The organism is Anaeromonas gelatinilytica (assembly GCF_016820635.1).
Taxonomy (GTDB): Bacteria; Bacillota; Clostridia; order Tissierellales; family SIT17; genus Anaeromonas; species Anaeromonas gelatinilytica.
In genome coordinates, this window is record NZ_WSFU01000057.1 from 1 (window position 1) to 15,320 (window position 15,320).

17 protein-coding genes and 1 pseudogene are annotated in these 15,320 nt (G+C 28.8%); 14 read left to right on the plus strand and 4 right to left on the minus strand.

What is annotated here, in order from left to right:
* Positions 1 to 99 precede the first annotated feature (99 nt).
* Complete coding sequence (locus GOQ29_RS14565; protein WP_252187513.1) at positions 100 to 756, plus strand: peroxiredoxin; 657 nt, start codon at positions 100 to 102, stop codon at positions 754 to 756.
* Positions 757 to 796: 40 nt separating this feature from the next.
* Here the strand turns inward: GOQ29_RS14565 and GOQ29_RS04370 are convergent, their stop codons facing one another.
* Positions 797 to 1,906 carry an aminopeptidase gene (locus tag GOQ29_RS04370; protein ID WP_207750641.1) on the minus strand — a complete coding sequence of 370 codons (1,110 nt, stop codon included), beginning with the start codon at positions 1,904 to 1,906 and terminating at the stop codon, positions 797 to 799.
* A gap of 195 nt (positions 1,907 to 2,101) precedes the next feature.
* Here GOQ29_RS04370 and cwlD point away from each other — a divergent pair, with 195 nt between their 5' ends.
* From cwlD to sufU, 8 genes are all read left to right on the plus strand, one after another.
* Positions 2,102 to 2,815 (plus strand): N-acetylmuramoyl-L-alanine amidase CwlD, encoded by a 714-nt coding sequence (cwlD, locus tag GOQ29_RS04375; protein ID WP_203371420.1) that lies wholly within the window; start codon positions 2,102 to 2,104, stop codon positions 2,813 to 2,815.
* A gap of 339 nt (positions 2,816 to 3,154) precedes the next feature.
* The gene (locus tag GOQ29_RS04380; protein WP_203371421.1) at positions 3,155 to 4,249 is read left to right on the plus strand and encodes an amidase domain-containing protein; all 1,095 of its coding nucleotides are present in this window, start codon (positions 3,155 to 3,157) and stop codon (positions 4,247 to 4,249) included.
* Between the two features lie 101 nt (positions 4,250 to 4,350).
* Positions 4,351 to 5,943 (plus strand): cardiolipin synthase, encoded by a 1,593-nt coding sequence (cls, locus tag GOQ29_RS04385; RefSeq protein ID WP_252187510.1) that lies wholly within the window; start codon positions 4,351 to 4,353, stop codon positions 5,941 to 5,943.
* A 241-nt stretch (positions 5,944 to 6,184) separates the two neighbouring features.
* Positions 6,185 to 6,922 carry a Fe-S cluster assembly ATPase SufC gene (sufC, locus tag GOQ29_RS04390; protein WP_203371422.1) on the plus strand — a complete coding sequence of 246 codons (738 nt, stop codon included), beginning with the start codon at positions 6,185 to 6,187 and terminating at the stop codon, positions 6,920 to 6,922.
* Between the two features lie 28 nt (positions 6,923 to 6,950).
* On the plus strand, positions 6,951 to 8,360 hold the full coding sequence (sufB, locus tag GOQ29_RS04395) for a Fe-S cluster assembly protein SufB (protein WP_203371423.1): 1,410 nt from the start codon (positions 6,951 to 6,953) through the stop codon (positions 8,358 to 8,360).
* Positions 8,361 to 8,371: 11 nt separating this feature from the next.
* Entirely contained in the window at positions 8,372 to 9,514 is a 1,143-nt protein-coding gene (gene sufD, locus GOQ29_RS04400; RefSeq protein WP_203371424.1) for a Fe-S cluster assembly protein SufD, read from the plus strand.
* On the plus strand, positions 9,501 to 10,739 hold the full coding sequence (locus GOQ29_RS04405; RefSeq protein WP_203371425.1) for a cysteine desulfurase: 1,239 nt from the start codon (positions 9,501 to 9,503) through the stop codon (positions 10,737 to 10,739). Before sufD ends, GOQ29_RS04405 begins: the two co-directional genes overlap by 14 nt.
* Positions 10,729 to 11,172, plus strand: a complete 444-nt coding sequence (gene sufU / locus GOQ29_RS04410; RefSeq protein ID WP_203371426.1) for a Fe-S cluster assembly sulfur transfer protein SufU — start codon at positions 10,729 to 10,731, stop codon at positions 11,170 to 11,172. The genes GOQ29_RS04405 and sufU overlap by 11 nt, the downstream gene beginning before the upstream one ends.
* Before the next feature lie 177 nt (positions 11,173 to 11,349).
* Here the strand turns inward: sufU and GOQ29_RS04415 are convergent, their stop codons facing one another.
* The 3 genes from GOQ29_RS04415 to GOQ29_RS04425 form a co-directional block, all read right to left on the minus strand.
* Positions 11,350 to 11,538: an alpha/beta-type small acid-soluble spore protein gene (locus tag GOQ29_RS04415; protein WP_203371427.1), complete on the minus strand. Its 189-nt coding sequence runs from the start codon at positions 11,536 to 11,538 to the stop codon at positions 11,350 to 11,352.
* A gap of 123 nt (positions 11,539 to 11,661) precedes the next feature.
* The gene (locus GOQ29_RS04420; protein ID WP_203371428.1) at positions 11,662 to 11,964 is read right to left on the minus strand and encodes a Rossmann-fold NAD(P)-binding domain-containing protein; all 303 of its coding nucleotides are present in this window, start codon (positions 11,962 to 11,964) and stop codon (positions 11,662 to 11,664) included.
* A 42-nt stretch (positions 11,965 to 12,006) separates the two neighbouring features.
* Entirely contained in the window at positions 12,007 to 12,270 is a 264-nt protein-coding gene (locus GOQ29_RS04425; protein ID WP_350445971.1) for a hypothetical protein, read from the minus strand.
* A gap of 150 nt (positions 12,271 to 12,420) precedes the next feature.
* Here GOQ29_RS04425 and GOQ29_RS04430 point away from each other — a divergent pair, with 150 nt between their 5' ends.
* The 5 genes and pseudogenes from GOQ29_RS04430 (at position 12,421) to GOQ29_RS04445 (ending at position 15,308) form a co-directional block, all read left to right on the plus strand.
* Positions 12,421 to 12,621 (plus strand): transposase zinc-binding domain-containing protein, encoded by a 201-nt coding sequence (locus GOQ29_RS04430; RefSeq protein ID WP_350445972.1) that lies wholly within the window; start codon positions 12,421 to 12,423, stop codon positions 12,619 to 12,621.
* Positions 12,622 to 12,635: 14 nt separating this feature from the next.
* Positions 12,636 to 12,728 (plus strand): annotated as a pseudogene (locus GOQ29_RS14975) (DUF6483 family protein); the annotation flags it as partial.
* Positions 12,729 to 12,791: 63 nt separating this feature from the next.
* Positions 12,792 to 13,076: a hypothetical protein gene (locus tag GOQ29_RS04435; protein ID WP_203371431.1), complete on the plus strand. Its 285-nt coding sequence runs from the start codon at positions 12,792 to 12,794 to the stop codon at positions 13,074 to 13,076.
* Positions 13,077 to 13,318: 242 nt separating this feature from the next.
* A complete protein-coding gene (locus GOQ29_RS04440; RefSeq protein WP_203371432.1) occupies positions 13,319 to 14,542 on the plus strand; it encodes an FprA family A-type flavoprotein in 1,224 nt (407 codons plus the stop codon).
* Positions 14,543 to 14,558: 16 nt separating this feature from the next.
* The gene (locus tag GOQ29_RS04445) at positions 14,559 to 15,308 is read left to right on the plus strand and encodes a DUF438 domain-containing protein (protein ID WP_203371433.1); all 750 of its coding nucleotides are present in this window, start codon (positions 14,559 to 14,561) and stop codon (positions 15,306 to 15,308) included.
* Positions 15,309 to 15,320 lie beyond the last annotated feature (12 nt).

Below are 15,320 nucleotides of genomic sequence, written 5' to 3' on the forward strand. Positions count from 1 at the left end.
TAACTTATAGAAAGTAATACTATGTAACTTTTATGTTACAAATATATTGTACTAGGAGGTAAGTAAGTGAAAAATTATTGGTACTATAATCCATATTGGATGCCTTATGAAAGTAATGAAACGAAATCATATGATAAATATAAAGACGGATACTATCCATATCCTGATTGCATAATAAGTGAAAAATATTGTGATTATTTTGATATAGGAGATAAAGCACCAGATTTCACTTTAGAGGGCATAGTAAACTGTGAACCTAAGAAGGTATCTTTATCAGATTACTTGGGTAGCTGGGTAGTTCTTTTCTTTTATGGTTCAGATTTTACATTTGTTTGACCTACAGAACTGGCAGCAGTTGCTGATAGATATCACATATTTAATAGACTCAATACAGAGGTACTAGGTATAAGTACAGATAGTATCTATTCTCATAAAATATTTGAACAAAACTCACCATCAGGAAGAAAGATAAATTTTCCACTACTGTCCGATAGAACTCAGAAAGTATCAAAAACTTATGGAGTACTAAATGAAGAGGAAGGCTTTGCTTGGAGGGGAGCCTTTATAATAGATCCAGAAGGAAGAATACAGGCTTGGATAACTAATCCACAACCAGTAGGACGAAATATAGATGAAATTTTAAGAATTATTTCTGCCTTACAATTTAATAGAAAAACAGGAAGAGGAGCACAAGCTAGTTGGCAACCAGGAAATCCAGGTATACATCTTGGTTGGAATTATGTAGGTAAGTATTAGATTGTAAAGGAGTGGATCAGAATCTCCACTCCTTTAAGTCTTACTTTATAAACTTACCATCCTTATAAAACAGCTCACCATCAGCATAAATCTCACCATCGTCTTTCATATCGCATAACATATCCCAATGGATACTAGATTTATTTTTTCCACCAGACTCAGGATAAGCCACTCCTAATGCCATATGGATAGTGCCTTCTATTTTTTCATCAAATAGCATATTTTTAGTGAATTTCTTGATACCATAGTTAGTACCTATTGCAAATTCACCAATATATTTAGATCCTTCATCTGTTTCCAATAGAGCATGAAGTAGGTCTTCTCCTTTAGCTGCTTCAGCTTTCACAACCTTACCTTTTTCAAAGGTTAGCCTTATATCTTCGATCTCTTTACCCATATAGATTCCAGGGAAACTAAATCTGATGTGACCCTCAACTGTATTCTTTATCGGTGCAGTAAATACTTCTCCACTAGGGAAGTTATTATGTCCATCAGAATTTATCCATGTTCTACCACCAACTCTTAAAGTTATATGAGTATCTTTGGATTTCACCTCAATATGATCCTTATTCTTTAAGTAATTAATTATTTTCTGTTGATCATCATGAACTCTATTCCATTCAGCCACAGGGTCTTCTTTATATAGAAGGCATGCTTCAAATACAAAATCTGCATATTCATCTAAAGACATATTGCTTTCTTGGGCATCAGCATGGGTTGGATATTGACATAGACTCCATTTAAGCTCACCCTTTCCGGCTCTTTTCATGATTATTTCATCAACTGCTCTATTTGCTTTAGAGATTATTCCCATTTTTTTAGCATCAACATTTGCCATCTGTTTAGTATTATAATCACCTAGGATGTTTAATACTGCATCGGCTTCATTTACCATAGTATAGGAGAAGGGATCAACAAAATTCAATTGCTCATCGGATGCTTCTTTTAATTTGATTTCTGATATATCATTGTGCTTCATTACAACATAGGGGTTTGCTCCTACCTTTAGAGCCTGTCTATAGACTTCCTTAATTAATGGAAGGGTCATTGGTTTCCCTTGAATTACAAAAAAATCTCCCTTTTTAAGATTTAATGAATAACTGGCTAATACTTTAGCCATTTTTTTAATTCTTGGATCTACTATACTCATTTTATTCCTCCTTAAATCAATATTAGAACTCTTAACGTTATAGAAATATATTCTGGAAATATTCAATAATTCCTTTAAATATTAGAATTGTCATAAAAAATTTATAATAGTAATATCATTTAAATTACAAAAATATTTATATTAATATCAATAAAAATAATAGGCTGTTTAGTTATAGTCCATTGGAGGTATAATATGAAAGAAATAAATATAAGAAAAAGGAATCTTTTACTAATTCCTATAGTGATATTAGCAGTATTTTTATATTTTTATCAAGAAGAACAAATGGTGAAGACATTTTCAAATCCGATAATGAATCAAATAGTAATTTTAGATGCAGGGCATGGAGGATTTGATCCAGGAGCTAAAGGGAGTTTAGATAGAAGTGAAGATGATATTAATTTAGAAATAACACTAAAATTGAGGAAACTTATAGAACAAGGAGGAGGAATTGCAGTACTTACTAGGGAAATAGATGAAGATTTAACTACAGAAAAATCTCAAAGTTATCGTCAAAAAAAGAATGAAGATTTACGAAATAGAAGAATATTAATAAATGGTTCTGAACCAGATGTTTTTATTAGTGTTCACTTAAATAGTTTTCCACAGTCTCAATATTATGGGGCACAAACATTCTATAAAAAAGGGTCAGAAGAAAGTGAAAAAATAGCAAAAAATATTCAAGATGAATTAAGGAAAATATTAGATAAAAATAATGATAGACAACCTCAATCTAGAGATAGTATATATTTAATAAGAGAGGCTGAATGTCCATCTGTATTAGTTGAATGTGGCTTTTTATCAAATAGTAAAGAAGAAAAATTATTAAATGATTCTGAATATCAGCAAAAAGTTGCATGGTCTATATACATGGGATTAGTAAAATCGTTTGAAAAGGATGTTGATTAATAATGGAAATATAAACAGTGTATTGTTGATTACTTGTGGATAAAATATTATTTTATCCACAGACTGTGTATGAAATAATAGAAACAAGTCATTTCTTGACATATAATATATAATAAATATTAGAGTATTAAACATTGTTATCCACTAAAACTGTGGATAATGTGGAAAATAGGTGCATTAATATGAGTGGCATCAGGAATAGTATTTATAAATTATAGAAGAAAACCAATTGGCAAGTAAAAAATTCTCAAGATTAATTAGTCTTGAGAATTTTTTGTATATCTTAATTCTATAATTAAAATTTAAATCATAAATTAATATATGAAAGGAGAGTAATATATGATTATAATAGTTAAGAAAAAAAATATATTAGTAATTATTATAATTTTGCTAATATTATTTAGTATTATAATACTAAGAAATACAGAATTAAAAACAGTATTCAATAATGAAGATTACAATACAATAATTAAAAATAATATGTTAATTAGAAATAATTCCATATTATCCAAAAAAGAGGATGAGATAAAAAAGTTATATGATTTAGATAAGAAATATGGTATATGGGCATATGAACACGAAATAAATAAAATGAAATACTTACATAAATGGTCTGAAAAACAAGGTATAAAATTTATATCAATAGAGACTACACCAATAATAAATTGGACAAAGGAATATGAGGAAAAAATAACTTTAAATCTAACTGCATCTACGGAATATAAATATGTATATGAAGATGATATAGAAAGTGTAAATACATTTAGAATAGGTACATATCATGAAATGGATATTCAAGAGCAAGACGATGAATGGATTATTATTAAGGATTGGTATGATGATCCTTTTGCAGATATTTTGTCAATAAAGGAGGAAAATAGAGATGATATAAAAAATATTATATTAGAGGGAGAAAGTAAGAATCCTGAATTAAGTGAAAGACGCATACAAACAATAGAATATTCTGACAAATATGCAGGTGCAGCAGATGATGGTTCTAATAATTATAAATATAATTCAGATTATAAAAATTATAATTCTTTAGGAGGAGATTGTGCAAATTTTGCTTCTCAATCATTATATGAAGGTGGAAGTTTTGAAAAAACATATTCTTGGAATTATATAAAAGATGGGACAAGAGCGTGGGTAAATGCTCAAGGATTCAAGGATTACATGTTACATAGTGGTAGAGGAGGATTAATAGCTTATGGAGACTATAATGAAATATTGAAATCATCTTATCAATTACTACCAGGAGATATAGTAGCTTATGAAAAGAAAGGTAAAGTAGTCCATATATCTATGGTCACAGGTATTGATTCCAAGGGATATAGATTAGTTAATTGTCATAATACAGACAGATATATGGTTCCTTGGGATTTAGGATTTAGTGCATCACTAATTAAATATTGGTTTATAAGAGTTAATTATTAGATTAAGAAATATAGTTTTTGGTATAATTATAATGAATTTATTTAAAACTAAATTAACTATACTAAAATAAGAATAAAATTTACATGAAGGTGATTGATTAAATGCATAAATTAAAGAAATATTTTTTGTTATTATCGCTATTATTATTAATATTGTATTTAATACCGAATTTCATATTAGATATGAAGTTTATTTCGTTTATTAGCAAAAATTTAAATAGAAAAGGTGTTTTAGGTATAAATAGAAATTATATATACATATTTAGAAGTGTATTATCTATTTTATTTATTATATATATAATAGCAATTGCAGTAGTGATTTTTATTGAAAACAAAAATCCACAAAAAACAGTAGCTTGGCTTTTATTATTATTTATAAACCCTGTAATTGGATTTGTTCTTTATTTATTTTTAGGTCAAAATATAAGAAAGAAAAAAATATTTAAGAATGAAGAGAATATTAGATCTAAAAGTTTAAAAGATATGGCCGAAGTTCAATTAAAAGCAGTAAAGGAAACTGATATATTTTCAGAAGATAGACATGCATTGCAAAGAAGATTAATAAGTCTCATATTAAATAATTCTAAATCTCCAGTGACTATTAATAATAGAAGTCAAATATTAACCAATGGTAATAATAAATTCAATGAACTTAAAAAAGATTTGTTAAATGCTAAGCATCATATACATATAGAATACTTCATAGTCAAAAATGATAACATAGGAAATGAACTTAAAAATATACTCATTGAGAAAGCCAAAGAAGGACTAGAAATAAGATTTATATATGATAGCGTTGGAAGTTGGAGACTAGGTAGAAAGTATATAAATGATCTTAAAAGTGCAGGAATAGAAGTTGTAGGATTTTTACCTGTATTTTTACCCCAATTAAGTAGAGAATTAAATTATAGGAATCATAGGAAGATAATAATTATAGATGGATGTATTGGATTTACAGGTGGTATAAATATTGGAGATGAATATTTAGGTAAAGATAAAAGATTGGGATTTTGGCGGGATACTCATATGAAGATAGAAGGGGAAGCTGTGTATGAGCTTCAAAATATATTTATTAATGATTGGTATTTTTGTACAAGAGAAAATCTTGAAGATTTAAAATATTTTCCTAAATTAAAGTATTATGGAGAACAATTGATTCAAATTGCATCTAGTGGTCCGGATAACGAATGGCAGTCAATATTACAGTCATATTTTTCTCTTATAACTTTTGCTACTGAAAGGGTATGGATAACAACACCTTATCTTATTCCTGATGAGAGTATAATGATGGCATTGAAAACTTCTGCATTAAGTGATGTAGATGTGAGAATAATAATTCCAGATATAGCAGATCATATCATAGCTTTCTGGGGTTCAAGATCTTATGTAGAAGAATTATTAAAAGCTGGAGTAAAAATATATTCTTATAAAAAAGGATTTGTTCATGCTAAGACATTATTGATAGATAATATTGCAGCATCAGTAGGTACAGCCAATCTAGATAATAGAAGTTTTCATATAAACTTTGAAGTAAATGTATTTGTATATGAAAAGGAAATAGCAAAGAGATTAGAAAAAGATTTTTTAAATGACTTTAAAAATTGTGGAGAAATATTATATGAAAACTATAAAAATAGAGGATTAATACAAAAAATAAAAGAATCTATCGGTAAGATTTTATCACCAATATTATAAATGGGACAGGGGGACGGTTCTCCTGTCCCATTTATAATATTTATAAAAAATAATGATTAAATTCATAGTTTTATACTATGAATTCTGGGTAAAATAATATTAAATAAATATAATATAATTGTTTAAATTTAAGTAATTATAAATGTTGACGATATCCTACTAATGTAGTAGGATATAATTATGAATTTAATCTTGAGTACTTTACTAGGAATTTATTATTGAATTAAAGGAGATGGGTGAGTTGAACAAAAAAATATTGGATATTAAGAATTTGCGTTCTAAAGTGGATGAAACTGAGATATTAAAAGGCTTAGACTTAGAGATGAATAAGGGTGAAATTCATATTATGATGGGGCCAAATGGAGCTGGGAAATCAACATTTGCCAACGTATTAATGGGGCATCCAAAACATGAAATAATTGATGGAGAAATTATATTTAATGATAAGATTATAAATGATTTATCGGTAGACAAAAGAGCGAAGGAAGGCATGTTCTTATCTTTTCAATATCCAGAAGAAATTCCTGGAGTAACTGTAGAAAATTTTTTAAGAAATGCAAAAATGACCTTAACAGGAGAAAATCAGGGGGTATTTGCTTTTAGAAAAGTATTAAAGGAAAAAATGAAATTATTAGAGATGGATGAATCTTATGCATCAAGATATTTAAATCAAGGATTTTCTGGTGGAGAAAAGAAAAAGAATGAAATTTTGCAAATGGTAGTTCTAGAACCTAAATTAGCCATACTAGATGAAACAGATTCTGGGTTAGATATTGATGCTATAAGAATAGTATCAAATGGAGTAAAAGCATTTTCTAATGATGATAATGCTATATTAGTAATTACTCACTATAATAAAATATTAGATTATCTAGAGCCTGATTTTGTTCATATATTAGTGGATGGAAAGATAGTTAAAACTGGAGGGATAAAATTAGCTAGGGAGATAGAAGAAAAAGGTTTTGAAGAATTTAAATAATCGTTTTTATAATAGGTGGTGAATATTAATGGAGAAAAAGAAAAGAACATATATTGCTGATATTCAGCGTGGTATATATGATCAAAAGAATGAATTTAAATATAAATATAAAAGTGAAAAGGGTTTGACATCGAAAATAGTTAAAGAGATATCTAGAGAAAAAAATGAACCTCAATGGATGCTAGACTTTAGATTAAAATCCTTAGAAATATATAATAGTAAACCTGTACCTACTTGGGGACCTGATCTATCAGATTTAGATATAGATAATATTGTTCATTATATTCGTCCAGATGCAGATATAAGTACTGATTGGGATGAAGTACCAGAGGATATCAAGAAGACTTTTGATTCTCTAGGAATACCGGAAGCAGAGAAGAAATCTCTAGCCGGAGTAGGAGCTCAATATGATTCAGAGATTGTATATCATAATATCAAACAAGAATTAGTGGATCAAGGAGTAGTATATACCGATATGGAAACAGCAATGAAAGATTATGAGGATATAGTAAAAGAGCATTTTATGAAATTAGTACCGCCAAATGACCATAAATTTGCTGCTCTCCATGGAGCCGTATGGTCAGGAGGATCCTTTGTGTACGTTCCTGAAGGTGTAAAGGTAGATATACCCCTTCAATCATATTTTAGACTTAATGCTCCTGGAGCAGGACAATTTGAACACACATTAATTATAGTAGAAAAGGGTGCAGAGGTACACTTTATAGAAGGGTGTTCCGCACCTAAATATTCCGTAAATAATCTTCATGCTGGATGTGTAGAATTATTTGTTAAAGAGGATGCTAGATTGAGGTATAGTACTATAGAAAATTGGTCAAAAAACATGTATAATTTAAACACTAAAAGAGCAGTGGTAGATAAAAATGGAACTATAGAATGGGTATCCGGATCTTTTGGTTCCAAAGTAGCTATGTTATATCCTATGAGTATATTAAGAGGAGAAAGAGCAAAGGCAGAATTTACTGGTATTACATTTGCAGCTAATGGTCAGTATTTAGATACTGGATCTAAAGTCGTTCATGCCGCTCCTTATACAACGTCAAATATTAATTCTAAATCTATATCAAAGGATGGAGGATATGCATTATATAGAGGATTACTAAGAGTGGCACCAAATGCTCATGGGAGTAAATCAACAGTATCCTGTGAATCACTAATGTTAGACAATGAGTCCAATTCAGATACGATACCAATTATAGATTTGAAAAATGATGATATTGATATAGGTCACGAAGCAAAAATAGGTAGAATAAGTGATGAAGCTATATTCTATCTAATGAGTAGAGGAATAAGTGAGGAAGAAGCAAAGGCAATGATAGTTAGAGGATTCGTTGAGCCAATAGCTAAGGAATTACCTCTTGAATATGCAGTAGAGCTTAACAATCTTATTAAGATAGAGCTTGAAGGAACAATAGGATAAGGGGTGAATTTATGTACAATGAAAATTTATTAAATAATTTAAGCTTTAAAGAGTATAGATTAGATAAATTGAAGAAATATAATAAGCTTCAGATACCCAAATGGAAGAGGATAAATTTGCAAGATTTTGATATACCAGATTATAGAGAATATAATAATCTACAATTACCTGGTCATGAAGATTTAGACATTAGAGATATGGGAACTGTAAAAGAAGATATAAATGAGTTCACAAGATATTTAAGAGTAAATGAAGAATTTGGTGTAGATAAAAAATTTGTTACATTAACAGAAGCCTTATCAAATAGTGGTGTAATAATAAAAATAGAGAAGAATAAAAGAATTTCAGAACCAATTAGATTAGATTTTAAAATGGATAATGATAATCCATTGTTATTAGATCATAATCTGATAATTGCTAAAAGAAATAGTGAGTTAACTGTGGTAATGGACTATACTTCAAATACTAAAGTTTTTCATAGTGGAGTTACAAAGGTTTATGCAGAAGATAATTCAAATGTAACTATTATAAAGCTTCAAAGAATGGACGAAGACTCAGATGATTTTGATTCAAATATTGCTATAGTAGGCAGGGATGCTAAGGTTAATTGGGTATCCATAGAATTAGGAGGAAAGATAACAGCTTCAAGTTTTATTACAAATCTTAAAGAAGATAATAGTAAAGCAGATCTTAAAAGTATATATTTTGGAGATAAGGATATGGAGATAGATGTTCAATATAAAATGAATCATTTTGGAAGAAGAAGTGAATCAAATATAAATACTAAAGGAGCCTTAAAGGACAGAGCTAAGAAAGTATTTAGAGGAGATTTAGACTTTAAGAAGGGAGCTTCTAGATCTAAAGGAGAAGAAGAGGAATATGTTCTTTTGCTAGATAAGACAGTTAAATCCGATGCAATTCCGGCTCTTATATGTGGTGAGGATGATGTAGAAGGAGAGCATGCTGCTAGTGCAGGACAGATAAATGAACTTAAACTTTTTTATCTAATGAGTCGTGGAATAAGTGAAAGTCAAGCTAAAAAAATGATAGTAGAGGCATCTTTTAAGCCTGTAATAGATAAGATTCCATATGAAGATTTGAAGGAAAAAGTAGAAGAAAATATTCATAGGAGGCTTATAGATGAAAAGTCTTAATATAGAGAGAATTAGAGAAGATTTTCCCATATTAAATCAGCAAATTAATAATAATCATCTAGCCTATTTAGATAGCGCTGCAACTACTCAAAAGCCATTAAATGTAATTAAAGCTATAGAAAAGTATAATATAAGTAATAATGCGAATATCCACAGAGGAGCTTATACATTAAGCATTAAAGCTACAGAAGAATATGATAAGTCTAGGAAGAAAATTAAGGGATTTATAAATAGTCCCTATTCAGAAAGTATAATATTTACCAAAAATACTACAGAAGCTATAAATCTAGTGGCTTTCTCTTATGGAATGGAGAATATAAAAGATGGAGATGAAATAGTAGTATTAATTACAGAACATCATAGTAATATATTACCTTGGCAAATGGTAGCTAGAAAAAATAAGGCTAAACTGAAATTTGTCTATCTCGATGAGAATAGCATAATAAATATGAAAGATTTTAAAGATAAAGTGACAGATAAAACAAAGATTGTAGCAGTAGGTCATGTATCTAATGCTCTAGGAACAATTAATCCAATAAAATATATGGTAGATTATGCTCATCAAAAAGGTGCCGTAGTATTGATAGATGGAGCTCAAGCAATACCTCATATGAAAGTGGATATTCAAGAATTGGATCCAGATTTTTATGTGTTTTCAGGGCATAAGATGCTAGGACCGATGGGTATTGGAGTATTATATGGTAGAAGAGAAATATTAGAGAAAATGTCTCCCTTTTTATCAGGAGGAGATATGATAGAATATGTGGAAGAGCAATCATCCACATATGCAGAACTCCCTTATAAATTTGAAGCAGGGACTCAAAATGTAGAAGCAGCCGTAGGATTGAAAGCAGCCGTAGAATATATAGAGGATATAGGATTAGAAAATATAAAAAATCATGAAATGAAGCTTACTAAATATGCAATAGATAAGATGAAGGAGATACATTATATAACTATATATGGGTCACAGGATATAGATAAAAGAGGTGGTGTTATTTCATTTAATATTCAGGATGTTCATTCTCATGATGTGGCTACTATATTAGATAGTTATGGAGTAGCAGTAAGGGCTGGACATCACTGTGCACAACCTCTAATGAAATATCTAGGAATAAATTCTACTTGTAGAGCAAGTTTTTATTTATACAATACTATCGAAGAAGTGAATCAATTTATAGAGGGTTTAAAAAATGTAAGGAAGTGGTTAGGTTATGGATCTTAATTCAATATATACAGAATTGATAATGGAGCATAATCAAAGTGGTCATAATAGAAGACATTTGGAAAATCCTGATCATAAGGAAAGAGGACATAATCCAAGTTGTGGTGACGATTTGACTTTAGAATTAGAATTTGATGGGGATATTATAAAGGATGCAGCTTTTACAGGTCACGGATGTGCTATATCTCAAGCATCCACATCAATGATGATAGATTTAATCAAAGGAAAATCTAAAAGGGAAGCCTATGATTTAGTAAATATATTTATAGGCATGATAAAAAAGGAAATAACAGATGAAAAGGAATTGGAAAAATTAGAAGATGCTTTTATCTTACAAAATATTTCTAATATGCCTGCTAGAGTAAAATGTGCGGTGTTAGCATGGCATTCTTTGAGAGAGTCAATAAAAGAAGATGTTGAAACTGGTGAGTAATCACCAGTTTTTTATGATGTATTATGAATACCATCCGCTAAAAAGGTGGTTCTAAAAGGCTTTTAGCTATAAATATAAAAATTAATCTCCTTTGCTGTATCATCATTCATGGGTAGTAGCTTAATGATATTTGATAGTCATGCAAAGCCCTTACAGGGCTAGAGCAAACCACCCGTTTTACGGGTGGCTATGATTATTATTCATTATTTGTTCTTCACCCATTTTAATTAGATCTCTTACTATATAACCAGTATGATTTGAAGCAAGAGATCTTGGGTCATTTACTCCAAACTCATTAGCAATTTCCATCTTATATTTCTCGAATGCTTCTCGAGCTTCAGGAACTACTAGTTTATGTTTTGACAATTTTTTTCACTCCTTTTATAAGAGAATACTAGCTTTATAGTATTTAGAGTGTGTAATAGATAGAATAAATATGCTGCTATAAATAGGAATTGAATACTAGAAAATAGAATCTATTTCTAAGTATCATAAAATAATTGCTTGTTGCACATAGAACAAGTTTTTCTTAAATTCATATCCTACAAAATACTTAGAATTTATAACATTTTCGCTCACTTCTTCATTCCTAAAAAATGGTGGACAAGGGTTTAATAAAGAATTTTCTTTTATTAAATTCATTCTCTTTAATGTAATTTGGTATTTACTTATATATTTATCATTTAGTAAGTCTGATTGCGTAGGATCAGTTGATACTATATCTGTCTCTTTTAAAACCTTATTTAATGATATTTCACTATCAGGAGATATATGATTTAGTTTAAATTCCATCAATTTCGAGATACTTTCTCAAAAATTATAGATGTTTGCTTTTTATCCTACAAATGTATACGTTAGATCATCAAAGTTTTTTCTTATCCTGCTTATGGAGTAAACATCTGATAATATATCACAAGGATGATTTTCTGATGTCATTGCGTTTATTATAGGGATTGAAGAATATTTTGATAGCTCTTGTAGTTTATTATAATCTTTGTGTCTAATGATAACACCATCAACCCAGTTTTTCATATAGCCTATAACATCCTCTAATTTCTCTTTTTTATTGTTAAGTAAAGTTAATTTTTTTGATATAATAAATTAGGGCGTAGTCCTTGGGAATAAAGGATTCTAGTTCAACTGTAAACTTATACCAGTTAATAAATAGAAGTAATTTCTTTGGCAAGTAAATTAAAGAAAATATTTATAGACCATTGAGAAACATTTGTAGAGCTATATGAACATAAGATTAGAGAAACTGTAATTAAAGAAGTGGAAAAAATGATAGGATGTGGCTCGTTAGAAAATGGATATATTGAGTATGAATGTTCAAAGTGTGGTATATCTAAAAAAGTGGCTTTTAGATGTAAAAGTAGATTCTGTACATCTTGTGGTAAAGTATATGTAGATCAAAGAGCAGAAAGTTTATTATTTGATAATTTGGATTAAAAAATAAAAATCATATATTATTAGTTTTAGATTTCTATGATAGACTCAATGGTTTGAGTGATGGATTTCTTGAAAATAATAATTTTTCTAAAGAAGAAATTGAAATAGGGATTAAAAGAAATAGCACAAAGGTTTGGTATAATAATTTAAATATTGTAGGAGTGAATATTATGAGGAAAAAAATATTTGTATTATTTATTATGGGTTTTATGATATCTTTAATCTTATCAGGATGTATGCCAGGAGATGGAACATATACGTCATCAGATCCTGCTGGTTTTTTCTGGGGGATTTGGCATGGATGGATTGCACCTATATCTCTTATAGCAGGTATATTTAAAGAAAATATAAGAGTTTATGAAACAGTAAATACCGGTTGGTTTTATGATCTCGGATTTTATATAGCGATTGTTAGTGGTTTTGGAGGAATATCTTTTTTTAGAAATAAAGATTAAAAAATAATTTGAATTCAAATTATTAAGGACCAGTATCAAAACCAATAAATTAAGTTCAATAAAAATATGATGGACTGATATCTTTAATTAGATATCAGTTTTTTATATATACAAATTTTATAAAAATAATTCCGAGTGTTTTTATCGGAATTTGATATCTATCACAGTAATATATCTTATTTCCATTTATAATTAAATTAATAAATCAAAGAAAAGAAGAACATTTCTGGGAGGAATATATAATGGATAGAAAAATGGTAGCAGATAATTCATACTGGATAGGATATGTAGATGATAGGAAAGTACCATTTCACAGATTGATTTTAGAAAAAGGAACAACATATAACAGTTATTTTTTAGATACAGAGAAACCAACAATTATAGATACAGTGGATATTAGCTTTGGAAGAAGCTTTGTTGAAACATTAAAAGAATATATTGAGCTAGAAAGGATTCAATATATAGTAATAAATCATGTAGAGCCTGATCATTCAGGAGGATTGCCAGCATTAGCTAATAAGGCTAAAGATGCAGTAATAGTCACAACAGAATTAGGAGCTAAAGAACTTAAGGAAATGTATAAACTTTATAATAGAGAATTTTTAATTATAAAGGATGAAGATACATTAGATATAGGTGGAAAGACTCTTCAATTTTTTGAAACACCGTATCTTCATACAGAGGAAACAATGATTACCTATGCTGTGGAAGATAGAGCATTATATTCTTGTGATATTTTTAGTACTCATATTGCTACAGAAAAATTATTTAATGATTTAGTTAAGGAAGATATAATAGAGGATTTTAAAGGATATTATAGTTTAATTATGCATCCTCATAGACCCTATGTACAGGATATGATTGAAAAAATAAGAAATATAGATATAAAAACAATAGCACCATCCCATGGATATATATTGAGAGATAATCCTGTAAAATATATTGATATATATGATGAGATGAGTAAACCAAAGGAAGATAAAAAGGCTCTTATATTATATTCAACGATGACTGGAAGTACAAGAAAAGTAGCAAATCATATATCAGAAGAATTAAAAGAAAAAAATATAGAGACTATTGTGATGAATATTAAAGAAGATGTAGATTTAGGTGAAGTTAGAGAAAAAATTAAGGAATCCGATGCCATATTTTTTGGAAGTTCTACAAGATATGCAGATATGGTAGGAGGAATAGAAAAAGTACTAAAAATGCTTAAGTATATGAAATTAGAAGAAAAAATAGGAGTAGCTTTTGGTTCTTATGGATGGAGTGGAGAAGCTATAGAGATTATAAATGATTACCTGAGGAATACAGATATTAAATTAGTGGATAGTTCTTATGTAATCAAATTTACAGGTATAGATAATTTACAATTTCCATTAAGGGTAAAATTTGCTCCTAAGAAAGAAAAAATAGAAGAATTAAAAGAATCTGCAAGGATAGTTAAGGATATATTAGTAGGTTAAAGAAGGAGGATATATAATGAATAAAATTGATAAATTATCATCAGTATTAGAGAAATTAAATAAGAACGGAGTTACTCCAGATATAAGAGATGAGGCATTGGATTTAGTAAAAACTATTACTCCGCTAGAATTATCTCAAGCTGAACAACAACTCATTGAAAAGGGTATGAAACCAGAAGATTTAAGACATTTATGTGATATTCATATGGAAGTATTGAAGGATGAATTGGAAAAATTAAAAATGAAAATAAGTGAAGGTCATGTGCTTAATACATTAATTAATGAACATGATAGAATATTAGAATTTTTAATTGAACTTGATGATATTAATATGAGAATTCAAAATATGAATAGTTTTAATAAAGATAGAAAAGAATTTAAGAGATTAAGGGAACTATCTATAAGTATATTAGATGCAGAAAAGCATCATCAAAGAGAAGAAGATGTGCTTTTCATGGAGATGGAAGATAGAGAAGTAACAGGACCTCCTAGAATAATGAGAATGGAACATGAAGATTTGAGGCAGAAAAAAGCCCTATTAAAAAAATATGCTCATGATGTAGAAAATATGAACTTTGATGATTTTAAAGCAAATGTAGATGAAGTTTCTAAGTATATTGTATTTAATTTAAGGGACCATATATTCAAGGAGAACTATATTTTATATCCAACAGCCTTAGAGACAATAGAAGAAAATGATGTATGGAACGATATGAAAAATAGGTGTGATGATATAGGTTATTGTAGTTTTACACCGAACTATTAATAGAAAGGAGAT

Coding starts and splice junctions, on each gene's coding strand:
- GOQ29_RS04405 (WP_203371425.1), top strand. CDS start 9,501: ATGAAAAGTCTTAATATAGAGAGAATTAGAGAAGATTTTCCCATATTA.
- GOQ29_RS04440 (WP_203371432.1), top strand. CDS start 13,319: ATGGATAGAAAAATGGTAGCAGATAATTCATACTGGATAGGATATGTA.
- cwlD (WP_203371420.1), top strand. CDS start 2,102: ATGAAAGAAATAAATATAAGAAAAAGGAATCTTTTACTAATTCCTATA.
- GOQ29_RS04445 (WP_203371433.1), top strand. CDS start 14,559: ATGAATAAAATTGATAAATTATCATCAGTATTAGAGAAATTAAATAAG.
- sufD (WP_203371424.1), top strand. CDS start 8,372: ATGTACAATGAAAATTTATTAAATAATTTAAGCTTTAAAGAGTATAGA.
- GOQ29_RS04370 (WP_207750641.1), bottom strand. CDS start 1,906: ATGAGTATAGTAGATCCAAGAATTAAAAAAATGGCTAAAGTATTAGCC.
- sufB (WP_203371423.1), top strand. CDS start 6,951: ATGGAGAAAAAGAAAAGAACATATATTGCTGATATTCAGCGTGGTATA.
- GOQ29_RS04435 (WP_203371431.1), top strand. CDS start 12,792: ATGAGGAAAAAAATATTTGTATTATTTATTATGGGTTTTATGATATCT.
- GOQ29_RS04380 (WP_203371421.1), top strand. CDS start 3,155: ATGATTATAATAGTTAAGAAAAAAAATATATTAGTAATTATTATAATT.
- cls (WP_252187510.1), top strand. CDS start 4,351: ATGCATAAATTAAAGAAATATTTTTTGTTATTATCGCTATTATTATTA.
- sufU (WP_203371426.1), top strand. CDS start 10,729: ATGGATCTTAATTCAATATATACAGAATTGATAATGGAGCATAATCAA.
- GOQ29_RS04420 (WP_203371428.1), bottom strand. CDS start 11,964: ATGGAATTTAAACTAAATCATATATCTCCTGATAGTGAAATATCATTA.